General features: G+C 66.3%; 14 protein-coding genes. 9 read left to right on the top strand and 5 right to left on the bottom strand.

Annotated elements, in window-relative coordinates; genetic code table 11:
- The first annotated feature begins 14 nt into the window (after window positions 1-14).
- Window positions 15-1,559: an acyl-CoA carboxylase subunit beta gene (locus tag AB0L58_RS19175; RefSeq protein WP_364388380.1), complete on the top strand. Its 1,545-nt coding sequence runs from the start codon at window positions 15-17 to the stop codon at window positions 1,557-1,559.
- 58 nt (window positions 1,560-1,617) lie between these two features.
- Here the strand turns inward: AB0L58_RS19175 and AB0L58_RS19180 are convergent, their stop codons facing one another.
- Window positions 1,618-2,115: a peptidylprolyl isomerase gene (locus AB0L58_RS19180; protein ID WP_364388382.1), complete on the bottom strand. Its 498-nt coding sequence runs from the start codon at window positions 2,113-2,115 to the stop codon at window positions 1,618-1,620.
- 299 nt (window positions 2,116-2,414) lie between these two features.
- Between AB0L58_RS19180 and AB0L58_RS19185 the strand changes: the two genes are divergently transcribed.
- Window positions 2,415-5,759 carry an arabinosyltransferase domain-containing protein gene (locus AB0L58_RS19185; RefSeq protein WP_364388826.1) on the top strand — a complete coding sequence of 1,115 codons (3,345 nt, stop codon included), beginning with the start codon at window positions 2,415-2,417 and terminating at the stop codon, window positions 5,757-5,759.
- 263 nt (window positions 5,760-6,022) lie between these two features.
- Here AB0L58_RS19185 and AB0L58_RS19190 read toward each other — a convergent pair whose 3' ends face one another.
- A complete protein-coding gene (locus AB0L58_RS19190) occupies window positions 6,023-6,184 on the bottom strand; it encodes a hypothetical protein (RefSeq protein ID WP_364388385.1) in 162 nt (53 codons plus the stop codon).
- Between the two features lie 299 nt (window positions 6,185-6,483).
- A complete protein-coding gene (locus AB0L58_RS19195; protein ID WP_364388387.1) occupies window positions 6,484-9,408 on the bottom strand; it encodes a tetratricopeptide repeat protein in 2,925 nt (974 codons plus the stop codon).
- 99 nt (window positions 9,409-9,507) lie between these two features.
- Here AB0L58_RS19195 and AB0L58_RS19200 point away from each other — a divergent pair, with 99 nt between their 5' ends.
- The 7 genes from AB0L58_RS19200 (at window position 9,508) to AB0L58_RS19230 (ending at window position 13,736) form a co-directional block, all read left to right on the top strand.
- Window positions 9,508-10,074, top strand: a complete 567-nt coding sequence (locus tag AB0L58_RS19200) for a carboxymuconolactone decarboxylase family protein (protein WP_364388389.1) — start codon at window positions 9,508-9,510, stop codon at window positions 10,072-10,074.
- Complete coding sequence (locus AB0L58_RS19205) at window positions 10,071-10,856, top strand: NAD(P)H-binding protein (RefSeq protein WP_364388391.1); 786 nt, start codon at window positions 10,071-10,073, stop codon at window positions 10,854-10,856. Before AB0L58_RS19200 ends, AB0L58_RS19205 begins: the two co-directional genes overlap by 4 nt.
- 36 nt (window positions 10,857-10,892) lie before the next feature.
- Window positions 10,893-11,123, top strand: coding sequence for a carboxymuconolactone decarboxylase family protein (locus tag AB0L58_RS19210; RefSeq protein ID WP_364388393.1), 231 nt, complete (start codon window positions 10,893-10,895; stop codon window positions 11,121-11,123).
- Between the two features lie 99 nt (window positions 11,124-11,222).
- Window positions 11,223-11,354: a hypothetical protein gene (locus AB0L58_RS19215; protein ID WP_364388395.1), complete on the top strand. Its 132-nt coding sequence runs from the start codon at window positions 11,223-11,225 to the stop codon at window positions 11,352-11,354.
- 13 nt (window positions 11,355-11,367) lie between these two features.
- Window positions 11,368-11,859 (top strand): DoxX family protein, encoded by a 492-nt coding sequence (locus AB0L58_RS19220; protein ID WP_364388397.1) that lies wholly within the window; start codon window positions 11,368-11,370, stop codon window positions 11,857-11,859.
- A 52-nt stretch (window positions 11,860-11,911) separates the two neighbouring features.
- Window positions 11,912-12,550 carry a hemerythrin domain-containing protein gene (locus AB0L58_RS19225; RefSeq protein ID WP_364388399.1) on the top strand — a complete coding sequence of 213 codons (639 nt, stop codon included), beginning with the start codon at window positions 11,912-11,914 and terminating at the stop codon, window positions 12,548-12,550.
- Window positions 12,551-12,749: 199 nt separating this feature from the next.
- Window positions 12,750-13,736: a pyridoxal-phosphate dependent enzyme gene (locus AB0L58_RS19230; RefSeq protein ID WP_364388401.1), complete on the top strand. Its 987-nt coding sequence runs from the start codon at window positions 12,750-12,752 to the stop codon at window positions 13,734-13,736.
- Window positions 13,737-13,809: 73 nt separating this feature from the next.
- Here the strand turns inward: AB0L58_RS19230 and AB0L58_RS19235 are convergent, their stop codons facing one another.
- Together AB0L58_RS19235 and AB0L58_RS19240 are read right to left on the bottom strand one after the other, a co-directional pair.
- A complete protein-coding gene (locus tag AB0L58_RS19235; protein ID WP_364388403.1) occupies window positions 13,810-17,106 on the bottom strand; it encodes an arabinosyltransferase domain-containing protein in 3,297 nt (1,098 codons plus the stop codon).
- A 70-nt stretch (window positions 17,107-17,176) separates the two neighbouring features.
- Complete coding sequence (locus AB0L58_RS19240; protein ID WP_364388405.1) at window positions 17,177-19,015, bottom strand: glycosyl transferase; 1,839 nt, start codon at window positions 19,013-19,015, stop codon at window positions 17,177-17,179.
- Window positions 19,016-19,039: the final 24 nt, after the last annotated feature.

Below are 19,039 nucleotides of genomic sequence, written 5' to 3' on the forward strand. Positions count from 1 at the left end.
ATGAGAGGGGCCAAGTGAGCACTACTGCCGAGAAACTCGCCGACCTGCGCAAAAGACTCGAATTAGCGCAGGAACCGGCGGGTGAAGCGGGGGTGGCGAAGCGGGCCAAGAAGGGTATTCCGAGTGCCCGCGACCGGATCAATATGCTGCTCGATCCGGGTACCTTCGTGGAAATCGGTGCGCTGGTGCGCAAGCCGGGTGATCCGACGGCGCTGTACGGCGACGGTGTGGTCACCGGGCACGGCCTCGTCGAGGGTCGGCCGGTGGCGGTTTTCTCGCATGACCAGACCGTCTATGGCGGTTCGGTCGGGGAAATGTTCGGCCGCAAGGTTGCCGCCGTCCTGGAGTTCGCGGCCAAGGTCGGCTGCCCGGTGGTCGGCATCAACGATTCCGGCGGCGCCCGGGTACAGGAGGCCGTGACCTCATTGGCCTGGTATGCCGAGCTCGGGTTGCGCGTGGAGCCGCTGTCCGGGATGGTGCCGCAGGTTTCGATGATTCTCGGCAAATGCGCGGGCGGGGCGGTGTACGCCCCGATCAATACCGATGTGGTGGTGGCCACCGACGAGGCCTACATGTTCGTCACCGGGCCGGGCGTGATCCGTGAGGTCACCGGTGAGGACGTCAGCCTCGAGGAACTCGGTGGCGCCAATAGCCAAGCGCAGTACGGCAATATCCATCACGTCGCCAAGGATGAGCAGGCCGCGTTCGAATGGGTGCGGGCGTATTTGGGCTTCTTGCCGACGAGCTGCCAGGAGCAGCCGCCGATCGTGAATCCGGGGCTGGAGCCGGAGATCACCGCATCGGATCTGGAACTGAATTCGATTGTCCCGGACTCGGATAATGCCGGCTACGACATGCACGACATCCTATTGCGCATATTCGACGACGGCGACTTCCACGAGATCGGCGCCGCGGCGGGACGCAACATCATCACCGGATTCGCCAGGGTGGATGGTCGCAGCGTCGGTGTGGTCGCGAATCAGCCGATGGTGTACGCCGGTGCGCTCGACGCCAGGGCCTCGGATAAGGCGGCGCACTTCGTCCGGATGTGCGACGCGTTCGAGATTCCACTCGTATTCGTTGTGGACACACCGGGATTCCTACCCGGTGTGGAACAGGAGAAGATCGGCGTCATCAAGCGCGGCGGGCGCTTCCTGTTCTCCTATGTCGAGGCGACCGTGCCGAAGGTGACCGTGGTTATCCGCAAGTCCTATGGCGGCGGATATGCGGTGATGGGTTCGAAACAGCTTGGCGCGGATGTGAATCTGGCCTGGCCGACCGCGCGGATCGCGGTCATGGGCGCGGAGAGCGCGGTCAGCCTGATCGGCCGCAGGCAGATCGAGGCGGCGCCGGAGGATCAGCGTGCCGCGGTGCGCCAGCAGATGATCGACTTCTACAACGCCACCGTGGCGACCCCGTGGGTCGCTGCGGAGCGCGGCTATATCGACGCCGTCATCGAGCCGTCGACCACCCGCCTGGAACTCCGTCGTGCCCTCCACCTCCTGCGCGATAAGGCACTCACCCGCAACCCCCGCAAACACCACCTGCTGCCGCTCTGACGGAATCGGGCCGCATCCCCGACGGGTGCGGCCCGATTCTGTTCCGTGGCAGCGGAAGTCAGGCGAGAGTCGCCGACTCGATGATGACGTCGTCCTCCGGCACATCTTGATGCATGCCCGCCGAACCGGTGGATACCGCGGCGATCTTGTCGACCGCCTCGGAGCCCTCGACGACCTTGCCGAAGACCGCGTAGCCCCAGCCCTGCGGGGTCGGCGCGGAATGGTTCAGGAAGCCGTTGTCGGAGACATTGATGAAGAACTGCGCGGTGGCCGAATGCGGATCATTGGTGCGGGCCATCGCAACGGTGTACTTGTCGTTCTTCAGGCCGTTGTTCGCTTCGTTCTGAATCGGGGCCTGCGTGCCCTTCTGCTGCATCTCGGGGGTGAAGCCACCGCCCTGGATCATGAAACCCGGAATGACGCGGTGGAAGATGGTGCCGTTGTAATGACCGGAGTTCACGTAATTCACGAAGTTCGCGACGGTGTTCGGGGCCTTCGCGTCGTCGAGCTCCAGCACGATCTGTCCGTAGTTGGTTTCGAGATTCACCTTTGTCATACCCCACACCTTTCCATCCCCCCGGCTACCGGTCAGCACTTCGGGTCGGGTCAGTGCCTCGGCGTTCCCTGGAATCGCCACGGTCCGCTGGTGGGTGACCAAATGAGTGGACTCCAGGATTCGAGCGAAGCGAGATCGAGCACGCGCCGCGAACCCGTCGCGGCGGGGCCGCGACCATAAACACTGCGCGTCTTCTCAGAAGTTGCTGAGAGCGCGGCGCGGCTGATGCCAACTCGCCGCTCGTGGAGATACGCGTGCAGATAGCATTGCCAACCGTGCCCGACGCCGCTACCGCTGTCTTGACAAAACCGCCCGCCGCGCCGGAAGTCGCACCCAGCGATTTCCGAACCGCGCGCCTCGTCGCGCTGGTCACCGGCGTGCTGGGCGCATTGTTCGCGCTGGCAGCTCCGTTCTTACCGGTCAGCCAGACCACCGCGACGCTGAATTGGCCGCAGGACGGCGCCCTCAACAGCGTGCAGGCGCCGCTGATGTCGCAGGTGCCGATCGATCTCACCGCGAGCATTCCGTGTTCGGCGCTCGATCAGCTGCCCAGCTATGGCGGGATGCTGCTGGCCACCGCGCCGCCACAGGGCGACCGGGCATCGCTCGAGGCGATGTTCGTGCGGGTCTCGGACACCACGGTGGATGTGGTCGATCGCAATGCCGTGGTCGCCTCGGCCGAGCGTGCACAGCTGGGCGGGTGTACGTCGATCACCATCAGCTCCGATATCAATCGGACCAAGGCGTCGTTCGACGGTGTGACCACGACGATCGAGCGGCCGGTCGAGGGCGCGGCGCCCGGCACGACGCAGAAGGTCGTGGTGCCGGTCGAGGGGCAGCTGAACGGTGATCTGCGGCCGCAGGTGGTCGGCGTCTTCACCGATCTGAAGGGCGCGGTGCCCACCGGCCTGTCGTTCCACATGACGGTGGACACCCGCTTCTCCTCCAGCCCGACCCCGGTCAAGCTGATCGCGATGATCGCGGCGGTGCTGTGCACGCTGATCGCTCTCGGTGCACTGGCTCGGCTCGACGGCGGCGACGGGCGCGGGCACCGTCGGTTCCTGCCCGCCAATTGGCTGAAGCCGACCTGGGCGGACGGTGCGATCATCGGCACGCTACTGGTGTGGCATTTCGTCGGTGCCAACACCTCCGATGACGGCTATATCTTGAGCATGGTCCGGGTGGCGCCGCACGCGGGCTATATGGCCAACTACTTCCGCTGGTACGGCGTCCCCGAGGCGCCGTTCGGCTGGTACTACTACGTCATCCAGGCCTTCTCGGAGATCTCCACCGCGAGCCCGTGGGTTCGCTTGCCCGCGCTGTTCTGCGCGATCCTGTGCTGGATGGTGATCAGCCGCGAGGTGGTGCCCCGGCTCGGACGCGGAGTGCGCCAGAGCAAGGTGGCGCTGTGGACCGGTGGACTGGTCTTCCTGGCGTTCTGGCTGCCGTTCGACAACGGCCTGCGCTCGGAGCCGATCGTCGCGCTCGGCGCGCTGCTGACCTGGGTTTCGATCGAGCGGGCCATTGCGACGGGTCGGCTGTTGCCCGCCGCGGTCGCGATCCTGGTCGCCGCGTTCACCTTGGCGGCAGCACCGACGGGTCTGATGTGTGTGGCCGCGCTGCTCGCCGGTATCCGGCCGCTGGTGCGGATCGTGGTGCGCCGGCATCGGCAGTTCGCGGCGCAGGGTGTGGGCAAGTGGGGTTCGACGCTGCCGCTGCTCGCGCCGATCGCGGCGGCCGGTCTGCTGGTGCTGATCGTGGTCTACAGCGACCAGACCTTCGCCGGCATCCAGGAGGCCAACCGGGTGCGGCAGGTGACCGGCCCGAATCTGGCCTGGTACGAGGACTACCTGCGTTACTACTACCTGTTCGTGGAGACCGTCGACGGCTCGCTGTCGCGCCGCTTCGCCTTCTTGATCATGCTGCTGTGCCTGTTCACCACCATGTTGGTGCTGTTGCGGCGCAGGCAGGTGCCCGGCATCGCCAGCGGTCCGACCTGGCGGTTGATGGGCGTGGTCTTCGGCACCATCTTCTTCATGATGTTCAACCCGACGAAGTGGACTCACCACTTCGGCGCGTACGCGGGCATCGCAGGATCCCTTGCCGCGGTGACCGCGGTGGCGGTTTCGGCGAGTGCGCTGCGGGCCAGGAAGAACCGGGCGATCTTCCTCGCCGGATTGCTGTTCGTGCTGGCCATCGCGTTCTCGGGCATCAATGGCTACTGGTATGTGTCCAGCTTCGGCGTGCCGTGGTTCGACAAGCGGATCTCGCTGCACGGCTACCAATCGAATACGGCGATGCTCATCCTGTTCGGGCTGGCGTTGGCGCTGGTCGCCTGGTCCGCGCTGCGTGAGGACTACACCAAACCGCAGCCCTCGGCGAAGTCGGTGCGCGGCAAGCGGATTCGCAAGTTCGCCGCCATCCCGCTGACCGTCGTCGCCGCGATGATGGTGCTGCTCGAGGTGTTCTCGCTGGTCAAGGGGGCGGTGGCGCAGTATCCGGCCTATTCGCTCGCGCGCTCGAATTTCGATGCGGTGGAGGGCAATTCGTGTGGTCTCGCCAATGACGTACTGGTGGAACCGGATGTGAACAAGGGCAACGGCACGCTCACGCCGATCATCGATGCGGCCAATCCGCCGAAGAACGGTGATCCGCTGGCCGGTGCCGATCCGGTCGGCTTCGATCCGAACGGTGTGCCCGAGAAACTCAGCGCCGACACCATCGAGGTGAAGCCGGGTACCGGCAATACCTCGACCCAGTCGGTCGGTCCGGTCGGTGCGGACGGTCAGAACGCGGGCACCGACGGCGGTTACGGCGCGACCGGTGTCAATGGCAGCCGGGCCACCCTGCCCTTCGGCCTGGATCCGGCCACCACGCCGGTTATGGGCAGCTACCAGCAGGGTGTACAACAGCCCGCGCATCTGGTCTCCAGCTGGTACCAGCTGGCGCCGCGCTCGGATGATCATCCGCTGGTCGTCATTTCGGCCGCGGGCCGCATCCTGTCCGTCGACGACACCGGCGACACCAGGTACGGCCAGTCGCTGACCGTCGACTACGGCAAGCACTTGCCCGACGGCAGTGTGCAGATGCTCGGCACCTACCTGCCGCGCGATATCGGTCCGTTCCCGTCGTGGCGCAATCTGCGCATCCCGCTCGACGAGATCGCGCCCGATGCCGATGCGGTGCGCATCGTCGCCAACGACCCGATTCTGATCGGCGATCAGTGGCTGGCGTTCACCCCGCCGCGGATGCCGAAGTTGGCTACGCTCAACAGCTTTATCGGCTCCGAGCAGCCAGTGCTGCTGGACTGGGCGGTCGGGTTGCAGTTCCCGTGCCAGCGGCCGCTGGACCACAAGAACGGAGTGGCCGAGGTGCCCGGTTACCGGATCCTGCCGGACCGGCCGCTGGCCATCAGCTCGACGAATACCTGGCAGGCCGAGGAATTCGGTGGGCTCTTGGGCTTCTCCCAGATGCTGGCGAGGTCGAGCACCATTCCGACGTATATGAAGAACGACTGGGCGCGGGACTGGGGTTCGCTGGAGCGGTATGACCAGTACTACCCGAATGCGGTTCCGGCCAAGCTGGATACCGGTAAGGCCAACCGTTCCGGATTCTGGTCGCCCGGACAGTTGCGGGTGTTCTAAGTCCTGGCTATGCCGGCCCGTCGAATCGGAACTCCACCGATTCGACGGGCCTGTCCTATATCTGAATGCGACCGCACGGAATGTTTGTCATGGTGCGGCGCTCGAACTCGACTTTTTATTCGTGAGCGCACACACGAAAGCGCGGCTGTGGTGCCGAACACGCGTGGCCTGCGCTTACGTGTTCTCGACAGCAAAAGGCCGCCGCATCGGCGATTCGCGCCATTGCGACGGCCGGGTGGTCGGTTGTTCGATGAACGACGCGCTCAGACTTTTGCCATACGCAGGCCCAATTCACGACGGAGCAACTCTTGCGGGGTTTGGCGGGATAGCACACGCAGCACCGCCGGTCGGAGCTCCCGTTGTTCATCTTCGGTAAGCAGTCCGACGAGGTCGCGCAGATCCATATCATCGAAGGCCGCGGTCATGAATAAAAGGTTACGGCCAGCTTCACTGGTGGGAAGGCATTCGCAACCAACATTAACGACATGGTCACGCTGGTTCACCGTCGTAACGTGCTCGTGCCGCGAATACTTCGTCCACGCGCTCCTCGGCCCACATTTTATGGCGCGTATCACAGGCTGTGGCCGAGCGTGGAAGGCGCGATCGAGTTGTCGGCCAGGGCTGGGTCCTGCCCCGCACCGACTTCCGTACCGGCGACCGCCACGGCCACCATCCCGCTCAACGGCCTCACCGACTCCAGGCACCAGCCGCCCGGATCGTGACGTCACATTTCGCCGATACGACGCCCGGCCGACGCTGACCGCCGTGGCGATTGGGGCTGATCCGAGTCTGCGAGCATATCCAGGAAAGCGCGCATATCGTCGGCCTCCGGGACGCCGAGATCCGCATACATGCTCATCGCGATACCGGCGTATTCGCGCGCTCGACCGACGTCGCCGAGATCTCGGTGCGCGCGAGCGAGCCCGTCGTTGGCGCGCGCTCGCTCGGGTAGGTTCAATGCCTCGTCGGCCAATATCAGTGCGGTGCTGTGCTTTTCGACGGCGGCGCCAGGATCGCCTGCGGTGTAGGCTGTCTCGCCGAGGCCGTTGAACGCGGACGCTTCGTCGCCACGACTGCCCAGCATCCGATACAGGTCACGGGCCCGGGAGTGGTTGTTTCTGGCCTCGTCCAGCAGCTCGTTGCGGCGGCACAGCGATCCCAGATAGTTCAGCACCAACGCCTCGCCGCGCTGATTGCCCACCTCGCGGTGCAGTGCCAGCGCGCGGTCGAGATGTTCGCGGGCGTCGCGGTACTGGTTGTTGTCGGCGCCGAGCAGCATGCCGAGGTTGCCGAGCACGTGCGCCTCGCCGACTTTGTTGCCCAGCCGGTTGGCGAGATCGAGCGCGTCGCGCAGGCATCGCCTGGCCTCGTCGTAGTCCCGTTTACGCCACGCTACATTGCCGAGCGTGTTCAGCGCTCTGGCCTCTTGATAGCGATCCCCGGACGCGCGGGCAATCCGCAGTGCCGCATGGGAATGCGTGGTCGCCCACTCGTAATCGCCTTGTCGCCAGCAGGCCCAGCCCAGGTCGGTCAACGCTCTGGCCTCGCCGATCGAGTCGGCCAGCTGTCTGCTCGCCAGCAGTGCCACCTGGTGCAAGCGTGCGGCGTCGGAGTGGCGGGAGTTGCCGTCGAGATAGGGACGCAGGGTTTCAGCCGTGTCTCTGGCGTGCGCGGGCGTACCGTGGTTGGACGCGTAAGCGGCAGTGGCGATGAGGTTTTCACGTTCGGCATCGAGCCACTCGGCCGCGTCCTCGGCGTCGTCCAGCGTCGTCACCCAGGCCGCGGAGGGCGGCAGCGGTTGGCGGTGATCGGCGCTGTAGGGGAACAGCAGATCCACCGCTGCCCGCGCGGTGTGCACGTAGTGGTCGAAAAGTCGTGACAGCGCGGCGCTTCGGGCATCGTCGGATTCGTCCGCCGACACCATGGCGCGGGCATGCTGGCGCAGCAGGTCGTGAAAGGTGTAGCGGCCGGGCTCGTATTGAGCTATCACATGAACGTCGAGGAGGTCTTCCAACAGCATTTCGGCGTCGTCCAGCGAGATATCGGCCAGCGCCGCCGCGGCGCCGGGATCGATGTCCCGCCCGGGATGCAAGCCCAGCAGCCGGAACATCCGCTGCCCGTCCGCGCGAAGCTGCCGATAGGAGAGGTTGAACGCGGCGACGACACCCCTTTCGGCCGTAGACAATTCGGCCAGTCTGCGCCGCTCCCCACGCAGCCGCCCCGCCAGATAGCCGACGGTCCACTGCGGGCGGTGCAGTAGTCGAGCGGCCGCGATCCGCACCGCCAATGGCAGGAACCCGCACAGGTGCAGCACATCCAGCACCGCGAGCGGTTCGGCGGTGGCGCGTTCGCCGACGATCCGGTCGAAGAGGTCGACAGCATCGCGGGCAGCCAGTGGATCGACCGACAATGCCCGAGCACCATCCAGGTCGACCAGCCGCCGCCTGCTGGTTATCAGGATGAGGCTGTCCGTCCCGCCGGGCAGCAGCGGCCGGACTTGATCGGCATCCACAGCGTTGTCCAGCACCGCGACCACTCGCCGCCCGGCCAGTTCCGACCGCCACAGCGCGCCGCGATCGGCGGTGGTCTGCGGAATGCGTTCGGCGGGAATTCCGATCTGGCGCAACAGGATTTCCAGCGCCGCATCCGTCGCGACCGGTTGCCGGTCGATGGTGTGCGCTTGCAGGTCGATGAACAGCTGACCGTCGGGGAATCGGTCGGCTACTCGGTGCGCGGTGTGTACGGCAAGCGCGGTCTTGCCGATGCCCGCCATGCCGTCGATCGTGGAGATGGTCACCGCGGTGCCGGTGAGTGGTGCGAGAAGATGTTCGAGTTCGGCGCTTCGGCCCGCGAAATCCGGTATGTCGTAAGGCAAGAAGTTCGCACAGCGCGGCACCGGTTCGGTGCGTGCGGCCAATGCCGTTACGCGGGTGGCCGGTTCGCCGTCGTCCCGCAATACTGCCTGCTCCAGCGCGACGAATGCGCGTCCAGGATCCAGACCCTGCGCCTGCGCGAGTCCGGTCCGGAAAGATCGTGCGGCGGCGAGCGCATCGACCTGTCGTCCCGCTCGATGCAGTGCGAGTATCAGTTGCCCGACCAGCTTCTCCCGCAGTGGGTTTGCGGTCACCATCGCGGCCAACTCGTCGAGCACCGCCTCGTGCCTGCCCAGCCCGAGTTCCACCGCGGTCAACTGCTCGAACGCCGCCAACTGCTGCTCCTGCAGGCGGCGCCGCGCGGGCGCGACGTAGTCGGCGTTCAGATCGGCGAGCGCCTCGCCGTGCCACAGCGCCAGCGCCGCACGCAGTTCCGCCACCGCGGCCTCGGGGTCGGCAACGGCCAGCGATCGGCCGGCACCGACCCGGCTGGTGAATTCCTCGAGATCGAACTGCCCCGGCTCCGGCAGCGCGACGTATCCGGCGGATCTGGTCTGCAATACCTGCGCCGCGTCTGCTTCGCGCAACACCTTGCGGATCGCGGTCACCGCGGCGTGGATCTGCGAGCGCGCAGTGTCCGGGGGATCCGTGCCCCACATGGCCTCGATGATTCGGTCTGCGCTGCAGACTCTTCCGACATTGACCAGGAGATAGGCGAACACTGCCCGATGTCTCGGCGCCGCGGCCGACTCGCGGCCGTCGACCACGATTTTCATTGGTCCGAGGACCGTAAAACGCACACCCATCTCGGCTCCATACAACACCCATCGTGAAGGCATCGCAAAAGTATCAACGGGCCGCAACACGCTGTTCCCATGCCGCAAATGCCCCCGATAGACCCGGAGAACGCGGGTGACGCTGCCGGACAGCTCTTCAGTGTCAGCCAGCAGCTGTTCGGCGTCACACCGAACAACGTCAAGGTGATGGCGCAAAGCCCGGCCGCCCTGCGGGGGTATGTCGCCCTCACCGAAGCGCTGGGCGGCAGCGAGATGCCGGCGTTCGCACGTTCCGCTGTCGGGCTGCTCGTCGCCCAGGAGCACGGGTGTGACTACTGCCTTTCGGCGCACAGCTTCCTCGGCAGCCGCCTCGCGGGGATGACCGAGGACGAGCTCAGCGACGCCCGATTCGGCTCGGCCGACGATCCGAAATACGCGGCGATCCTGGCCTTTGCGGCGGCACTGATCCGCCGCCGCGGCGCAATCACCGACGACGAACTCTGCACAGCCCAGGCGGAACTGGCGCCTACCGAACTTGTCGACGTCATCGCGCACGTGGCGCTGGCGATCTTCGACAACTACCTCGTCCTGGCCGGACGAGTGGACATCGACTGGCCGCTGGTCCGGCATACGGATCACGCCCACGACACAAAGGAAGCGAAATGACAATGCACGACAGCACGATCGCGGTAGCGGGCGCCACCGGACGGCTCGGCCGCCACATCGTAGATGTGCTCACCGAGGCGGGGCACAAGGTCGTGGCGATGGCGCGGTCGACCGGAGTGGATGTGACCACCGGTGCCGGACTCGTCGAAGCATTCCACGGCGTGACCGCAGTGATCGACGCGTCCAGCACGCCGTCCTTCGAGCAGCAGGCAGCCACCGACTTCTTCACCGCCTCGGCCCGCAACCTGCACGCGGCCGCGCAGGCGGCCGGAGTGCGGCGGATCGTGGCCGTGTCCATCATCGGCATCGACGGCTCCACCGCTGGATACAACGCCGCGAAGCTGGTGCACGAGCAGGCACTGCTGGCGGGCCTGGTGCCGACGCGAATTCTGCGGGCCGCGCAGTTCCACGAGCTCGTCGAACAGATGATGCAGTGGGGCGCACAAGGTTCGGTGATCTACATCCCGAAAATGCGTACCCAACTGGTCTCCGCACGCGTGGTCGCCGAACAGCTGGCCGAATTGGCGACCGGCGCGTGGTCCGCGCACCAAGGAGGCCTGTTCCCGGAGATCGCCGGACCGCGCGCCGAATACCTGGCCGAGATGGCCCGGCTGGTGATCGCGCGACGCGGGGACGACAGGTCGGTCGAGGAGGTCAGCGATCCGGCCAACCCCGACCGCGACCTGTATGAGAGCGGCGCTCTGCTTCCCGGGCCGGATGCCGTCCTGTCCGGTCCGAGCTTCGCCGACTGGCTCGACCAGCAGGCCCGCATCCACCACTGATGTCGAAATATCGACTCCCCGAGAGGAACACCTGACATGAACGCTCGCATGAAGAACCCCGCCATGGTCCTGCCTGACGCGATGAAGGGAATCAACACCCTCTACAAGGCCACTTATCAGGGCGGAGTTTCCGCCGAACTGCTGGAATTGGTTGCACTGCGGGTCAGCCAGATCAACGGGTGCAGCGCCTGTGTGCACGCACACCTGGCGGGCGGTCGCAAGGCTGGGGTCGGCGACGAGAAACTGTTCGCCGTCGCCGCGTGGTGAGAATCCGCTGAGTTCAGCGCGGGCGAGCGCGCGGCGCTGCGGCTGGCAGAGGTCGCCACCCGGATCGCCGACAAGTCCGAGGATGCCGTTCCGGACGCCGTGTGGGACGAGATCGCCGACCACTACGACGAAAAGCAGCTCTCCGCAGTCATTCTCATAATTGCGCTGACCAACTTCTTCAATCGCCTCAACACCAGCATCAAGGAGCCCGCGGGCGCCAGTTGGGCCTGAGCGGAATATTGCGATGACTTCACAGAACTCGAGATCAGACGCACTTTCCCGGATCCGGACCGCCGCGTACTGGGTGACGACCCTGCCGGTCGCCGCCGAGATGGTCAAAGGCGGCATGTGGGACCTGACCCGGGAGCCGTTCGCGGTCGAAACCTTCGATCAGTTGGGCTACCCCAGGTATTTCCTGACGATTCAAGGCATCTGCAAACTCCCCATGGCCGCAGTGCTGCTGGCCCCGGGTATGCCGCGGCTCAAGGAGTGGGCCTACGCCGGATCCCTCGCCGTCTATCTCGGCGGCGCGGCCTCGCACCTGGCGAACGGCAATCCACGCAAATTCGCCATGCCCGCAACGGTTCTCGCCGGGTTCGCGGCCGCTTCATGGGCGCTGCGGCCGACGGCACGCCGCGATCCGAATCCCGACCCGATCGGGGCGACCTGGCGGATCGGGCGGGGCATCCTGCACGCCCTGGTCTCCGCACCGCCGCCGGAAGCGGCGCGTCCGTGAGCGCCGACCCCGTTGGCGCAACCGATCCATACCGTTCCATCAGGAGAAACCCGTGACCCTCGACATGACGACGATGTACGCCATGCACAACGCGCTGCGGCGCGAACTCGAATACATCGCCGAAATCGCCGATCGGATCGACGACGATCCGCGCAAGATCCTCGCCACCGCTGCCGGTTGGCAGATGTTCACCAAATCCCTTCTGGTGCACCACACCGCCGAGGACGATGCGCTGTGGCCGGTGATGCGGCAGACGCTCGCCGAGCGACCCGACGAGTTGGCACTACTGGACGCCATGGAGGCCGAGCACGCCGTCATCGATCCGCTGCTCGAGCAGATCGACGCGACCTTCGCCGATCCCGACAGTGGCCCGGAACGCCTCGGCGGTCTGCTCGATGCCCTGGCGACCGGGCTGACCGGGCACCTGAAGCACGAGGAGGATGAGGCATTGCCGCTGATTCAGGCGGTCGTGACACCGGAGCAGTGGCAAGCGTTCGGTCAGTTGCACGGCAGTCGCATCGGTCCCGCTGCTCCGCAATTGATTCCGTGGCTGCTGGACGGTGCCGACGAGCAGACGGTCCAAGTGCTGCTCGCCCCACTGCCGGAGCCGGTGCGTGCCGTGTGCCGCGATCAGTGGCAGCCCGCATATGCCGCGCTCGATCGGTGGAGTGCGGGCACGGCGACTTCGTGAAGGCCGCAAGCCGCCCTCGGAGCCGGGTAATCGGGCCGAGGGCGGCGTGCGTCGGCGGTTCGAGACTCACGGTGCCGACTCGGCAGGCTGCGATTAAAGTACCGGACGGTATTGAGATGAGGGCATGTGCGATCATGCCGGGTCCTGCCGGACCTGGCGGCGTCGACGGAAACCTGTGATCGATGAGGAGAACCGTCGGATGCGCACTCCTACGTTCGGCGAGGTCGAGGCGGCCGCCGACCGCATTGCCGGTGTAGTCCGGCCCTTGACCATCGCGCCGATGGGCAGGCAATCGGATGACGAGCAGGCGGCCGGCTTCCTCCGGCCGTCGACCGAGACCGGCGCCGAGATTTTCTTGGGGCTCGAATTCCTGCAGTACACGGGATCTTTCAAGGCTCGCGGCGCGGCCAATCTGATGGCGGGACTGATCGAAACCGGGAGCATGCCGGATGCCGGTATCGTGTCCGCCACCGGCGCCAATGCCGATATCGGATTCGCGTGGGCGGCAAGCGTATTCGACGTGCGCGCGACGGTCTTCCTGGCCGGTTCGACCGGTCGGGCCAAGGTGGCACGGCTACGTGCGTTGGGCGCCGAGGTTCAATTGTCCGGCGAGACACAGGACCACGCAAGGGAATCCGCCCACGAGTTCATGGCCAGCACCGGTGCGATCGATGCCTACACCTACGACGACATCCTGACTTCGGCCGGCGCGGGCACCATCCTGCTCGAATTCGTTGACGCGGTTGCTGGGTTGGACACCATCGTCCTCGCGGTTGGCGCGGGCGGCATGCTCTCCGGAATCGCCGCGGTCGCCGACCATTTCGGCATTCGGGTGGTCGGCACGGAACCCGATGGCAGCCGGGCGCTCAATGCCGCATTGGCTGCCGGCACGGTGCTCGACGTGGACGTGGATTCCATCGCGGCCGATTCTCTCGGCGCGCCAAGGGTTTCCGCTGCCGCGCTGGCCTGGGCCAGGACCACAGACGTGCGTTCGGTGGTCGTCGACGACGAAGCGATCGTGCGGGCGCGGCGGCAGCTGTGGGAGCGGCATCGACTCGTCGTCGAGCACGGCTCGGCAACCGGCTTGGCGGCGCTGGCTACCCGGGCATACCAGCCATGCGACGGTGAACGAATCGGTGTCGTGCTGTGTGGAGCCAATACCGATCCCAGCGACCTCGTCGACTGATCGATCCGTCGCGGGCCCCGGCGAGCCAGCAGGTCGGATTCCCCTCAGCCCTGGCATGCCCACCGCGAGTGGGCTATCGGGCTCGGATCGGGTCGGTTTTCTTCCAGCCGTTGACCGATTGCACAGTTGTCGCGATGGTCGCGGGCTGGGCGGTGGGATCGTAGGGGGTGAACTGTTCCAGGGAGCCCCAGTCCCGGGACCAGTCGTGGACGAGGTAGGTGGGGATGGTCTGGGATTTCAGGAGTAGACCGGTCCAGCCGAGCGGGCCGCCACCGATATCGTCCTGCCAGGCATTGGAGGCGTCGGACCCGACGCGGTCGGGCAGGATGCGCCAATGGGGGACCTCGGCGACGCCGTCGCGGTGGTCGAACGGGCGCTGGCAGGGGAAGGCCAGGCCGACGTGCCAGTCCAGCAGCACCGGATCGGTTTCGCCGACTACGGAATTCAGCGTGGCCAGATGCGGCAGCCGGGGCGGAGTGACGGCCAACCACTGCTTCTGGGTGATGTCGTTGTCGACCGCGACCAACCGGACCGCATTCACCCCGGCGGGCAACTTGTCCAGCGGCACCCGGAGGTTGCGCCAGGACGGTGCGGGCCCGATATCGAGCGGATCCACCGAACCCAGCGTCTGCACCTCGCCGTCCGCCCCGCGCACGCCGTATTCCAGATGCAACTCCTGCCCATAGGTGACCACGCCGTCGGCGTCCACCGACCGGATCCGGCCTGCCGCGGTAATGGTGAGCACCTGGTAGGCCGGGTCGTTGCGCATACCGTCGGTCAGGTCGAGCCGGTACCACTGCGAGGTGAGCTCGGCCTGCTGCTGGTCGGCCCCGTCCTGGTAGCTGCCCATGATCGGAGTTCGGGCCGAATCCAGGCCGAACGGCAATGCCACTGTGCTGCCGTTGATTCCGGCCTGCTGACTGGTGCCGCCGCCGGTGCCCGCGCCGGTGGTGTTGGTGGTCTTGTTCTTGGAATCCTTGTTCACCGAATTCGCACCGCCGGTGACCGTCTCCTCGGCATCGGCGGTGAGGTCGGCGGCCACCCCGTTGGGCGTGAATCCCTTCGATTCCGCGGACAATCCGTCGGCGGGTGAGCCGGTGTAGGGCAGCAGCAGCGAACCGGGTGTATCGGTCTCCACCAGCACCTCGTTGGCGAGCGCACAGGTATTGCCGCTCAGCGATTCGAGATTCGACTTGGCGATCGAATACGCCGGGTACTGCGTGACCGCGGCCTTGGCCAGCGATGCCACTTCGAACAGCACGAGCAGCGCGGCCGCGATCGTCAACGGTGCGGAGGCGTAACGCTCGAACCGGCCGGGCGCATCGGTCTTCTCGCGATATGGTTCGCGATAGTGCAGCCACACCGCGACGATCAGCGCCACGCCGCTGAGTGCGAGGAACAGCGTGGACAGGCCCTTACCCGCGATCAGCGGCGCCTTGTCCCACCACGGCACACCGTAACTGGACACGTACCACCAGCCATTGGATCCGGTGAAGGTGATCGCCAGCAGGAACAGCACCGCGGCCGCGAACAGCGCCCGGTTACGTGGCGAGCGAATCCCATTGGTGCCCACCGCGACCGCCGCCAGCGCCGCCAATGACCCGGCAAGTCCGGCGTATACGCCGAAGTGGTGGGTCCACTTGGTCGGCGTGAACATCATCAGCAGCAGCGAGGCGAAGACGATGCCGAGAATGCGCACCGACGGCCCGCGCGAGGTCCCCGGGATCCGGCCCTTGCGCAGCACCTGCAGCACACAGACCAGCAGGCACAGCAGCATGATCAGCACACCGAACCGCCGCGCCAGCGATCCGTCCGGCGAGAGCATCAGCAGCGAATCCCATCGCGTCCGCTCGTCGAACCAGGCCACATTCGGCCCGACGAGGGTGCGCACCCGGGTCGCTTCCATGACCGTCGCCAGCGTCTGATCGGCGAAAACGACCACCAGCACGAGCGTTCCGGCGGCGAGTCCCGGTGCCAGCAATGCGGCATACCGGAAGAACGTGGCGAGGCGCGAGGTGCTGCGGTCGGTCGTCGGGGACGCGGACTCGCTCAGTGTGCCCGCGGCATCACGCGCGCGCCGAATGATGATCTGCAGCACCGGCCGCGAACCAGCGATCAGCGCGGCCACACAGATCAGCCCCGTCGGACCGGCCGCCAGCGAGAACGCGGCGATCAGCACGCCGACCGCGGCGGGCAGCAGCCGTCCCGTCGCAATGGCCCGCTCGATCGAGCACCAGGTCAGCAGCGCACCCGCGGCGATCAGCGGTTCGGGCCGCAAGCCATTGTCGTAGGGCAGCCAGAAGGCGAGGAAGACCAGCCCCGCCGTCCACAGCGCCACCTTGTTTCTGCGTACCCGAGCGCCCAAGCGGGGCAGTACCTCTCGGCTGATCACCATCCAGCACACGATTCCGGCGGCCAGCGTGGGCAGTCGCATCCACGGGCTGGCATCGGAGACCTTGGTCATCCAGGCCAGCACCTCGTAGGACCAGCCGAACGGCGCCTCGGGCACCGCGAACCACCGGTAGTAGTTGGCCATGTATCCGGAGTGCTCCGAGACGCGGGCCATATTCAGGATGTAGCCGTCGTCGGAGGTATTGGCGCCGATGAAATGCCACAGCACCAGAAGCCCGAGGATCACCGCATCGGTCAGGGTGAACCGCCACCAGTGCGCGGGCAGGAACCGGCGTGCCCGCCGACCGTCGGCATTGTCGAGCAGGTGCAGTGCGACCAGCGCGATGATCGTGCAGATCGCCGCGGCGATCATCGCACCGAACTTCAGCGCGGACGGGGTCGAGGAGAAGCGGGAATCGATATCGGCATGCAGCTTCGCGCCATCGAGCTTCGCGGCGTCCAGATCGGTGAAGACGCCGACCACCTGCGGACGGATATCGCGCGTGATGGTGTTGCGGAAGGGCGTACCGTCCTGACGTTTCGCTCCGACGAATTCGACCGAGGTAGCGGCCGCCGTCGTGGTGATGGTGACGGCCTCGCATCCGGCGATCTCCGCGACCGGCGCGGACAGCAGCGGCACATCACGCTGCAGCACCGCGAGCGTGCCATCGGTGACCGAGACGATCAGTCCCTTGGCGCTGGCCTGACCGGAGGCGTGCGGAATGGTCGACAGCACCGTGCCCGATCCGGCGGCGGTCACCACCGAACACGGCAGTGTCGCGTTCAACCGCAGCGGCACATACGAAACCAGCGGTGCCTCGACACGGGTACTGCCCGCCTGGGGCCAGTCGAGCGCGGCCTGATCCTGTTTCACCGGAAGCAACGGCGTCAACAGGGCCAACACGAATCCGAGCAACCCGGAGACGAGGGCGATCAGGCGGTTGCGGGTGAACGCTGCAGAAGTTCGGTCCGGTCGCACGAGGGACCATGCTAGCCACCCGCATTGGTGACACCCGCCACCGAGATGATCCCACGGTGCACGCTACTGCTCAGCGCAGCGGCCGGACGTCCCAGAGCCACACGTCGTCGACCTGTCGCGGCGCGGTGCCGAGCAGTTGCGTCATGGTGATCCGCAGCACCTCGGCGTTCTTGGTCGCGGGCAGGACCACCACGTCGGCCTCCCAGAAGCGCAGATCGTCGAGTGCCTGTGCGCGGGTGTTGTCGTCGATGGGCGGCACGACGCCGGAGTCCTGGGCGCCGACCAGCAGGGCGGTGGTCGGGCGGAAGTCCGGTCCGTAGATGCCCTTCTTGTTCGCGCCGGTCGGGCCGACGAAATAGCCCCCGGCGAGTGCGAAGTCGAAATTCGCGTCCGCCTGCCAGCGCAGGGCCTGCGCCTCGGCCGGACGCGGCGGCGGAACCAGAACCACCGAACCGCCGCCCACGTACTGCTTTACCGTCCCGTCGGCGAAGAACTCCGGAGTCGGTGCGCGCTCGATCACCGGAAGGACGGTCGGGACCAGTGGCAACAAGGCCAGGGCGAGCGCCGGGAACCAGGCGAGCGGGCGCCAATCGACCGGCGACTGCCGCCACCAGGTGACCGCCCGCTGGGTCGCCAAGGCCAGTACCGCCGCGATGACCGGAATCGCGGCCATGGTCAGCCGAGTCTCCAGCACCGTATTGAGCAGTGGGGCCAGTTCGGCCCAGCGCCACGGCAATTCGATCCCGGTCGGCACCTTGCCGAACATGGCCTCCGCACCGAGCGAGAGCACCCCGAAGATGACCATCACCGCGGTCGCGGCGCGGACCACCCGGTCGCGCCACAGCAGCGCCACCGTCACGAGTAGCAAAAGCAGCAGCGGCCAGCCGAAATAGGCATTCTGCTCGGTGTCGTTCATGGACACGTACTGGCCGGGTGCGAACATCCCGCCGAGCGATTCGGCCGGGAATTGCACGATGGCCTTCAGATCGTTGCCCATCGGCCCGTGGTCGATCGAGCGATAACTCTGCGGCCCGAAGAACTGCCACCACAGCGGAATCTCGGTGAGCATCAAGGTGATCATCGCCGCCAATGCGACGGTCGGGGCGAGCGCGCGAATCACCCGCCAGCCGGTGCGTGGTGTGTGCAGGTAGTAGACGAGCCCGAATAGTCCGAAGGCGAGCGCGAAGATCAGCAGCGGTTCCTCGCCGAGTGCGATCTGCATCGCCACCAGCAGACCGAGTGCGACGGCATCGCGGACTCGCCTGCGCGGCTTCGTATCCGCACCTGTCATGCGGCGCGCCATGCGGATCAACTGCAGTGCGATGACCGGAAGCAGTACCAGCAGGACAAAATTCGGATGCGCGTTGGCATGCGAGATCATCGCGGGCGCGAAACCGCAGAACAGTCCGCCGATCGCGGCGGCCAGCCGGGACTCCACCAATTCCCGGGAGAACAGCCAGTACCAGGCGAGGGCGGTGGCCGCGAGGCCGAGTGTGAGGACGAGCACGAAGGTGACGGTCGGCCCGAACAGCAGCGTGACCGGCGTCAACGGCACCCCGACCCCGAACATGGCCGTATTGGCCATCATGTTCACCCCGGCCGGGAAGTTCTGCAGATTGGTGCCGAGCGGATTCTCCAGATGCGCCACCGAATGTGCGGTGACCGCGAAGAACCACTCCCACATGGTCTGGTCCTGACCGCTCTTGATCAGGTACCCGCTGTGGGTATTGCGCCACTGTCCGGACAGCACCGTGACGGCCAATGCCAGATAGCCCACCGAGACGACCAGATCACTCCGATCGACCCGGATCCGTCTCCGCTCGGCGGTGCGCAGCCCGGGTCTGGCCCCGCCAGCCGGTGTCGATCCCCTGGTGACGACGCCTACTGCTGGTGGTGCCTCGACCTGCAAAACAAACTTCCCTCCCCCGCCTCC

Source organism: Nocardia sp. NPDC052112, from assembly GCF_040680135.1.
In the GTDB taxonomy this organism is placed as follows: Bacteria; Actinomycetota; Actinomycetes; order Mycobacteriales; family Mycobacteriaceae; genus Nocardia.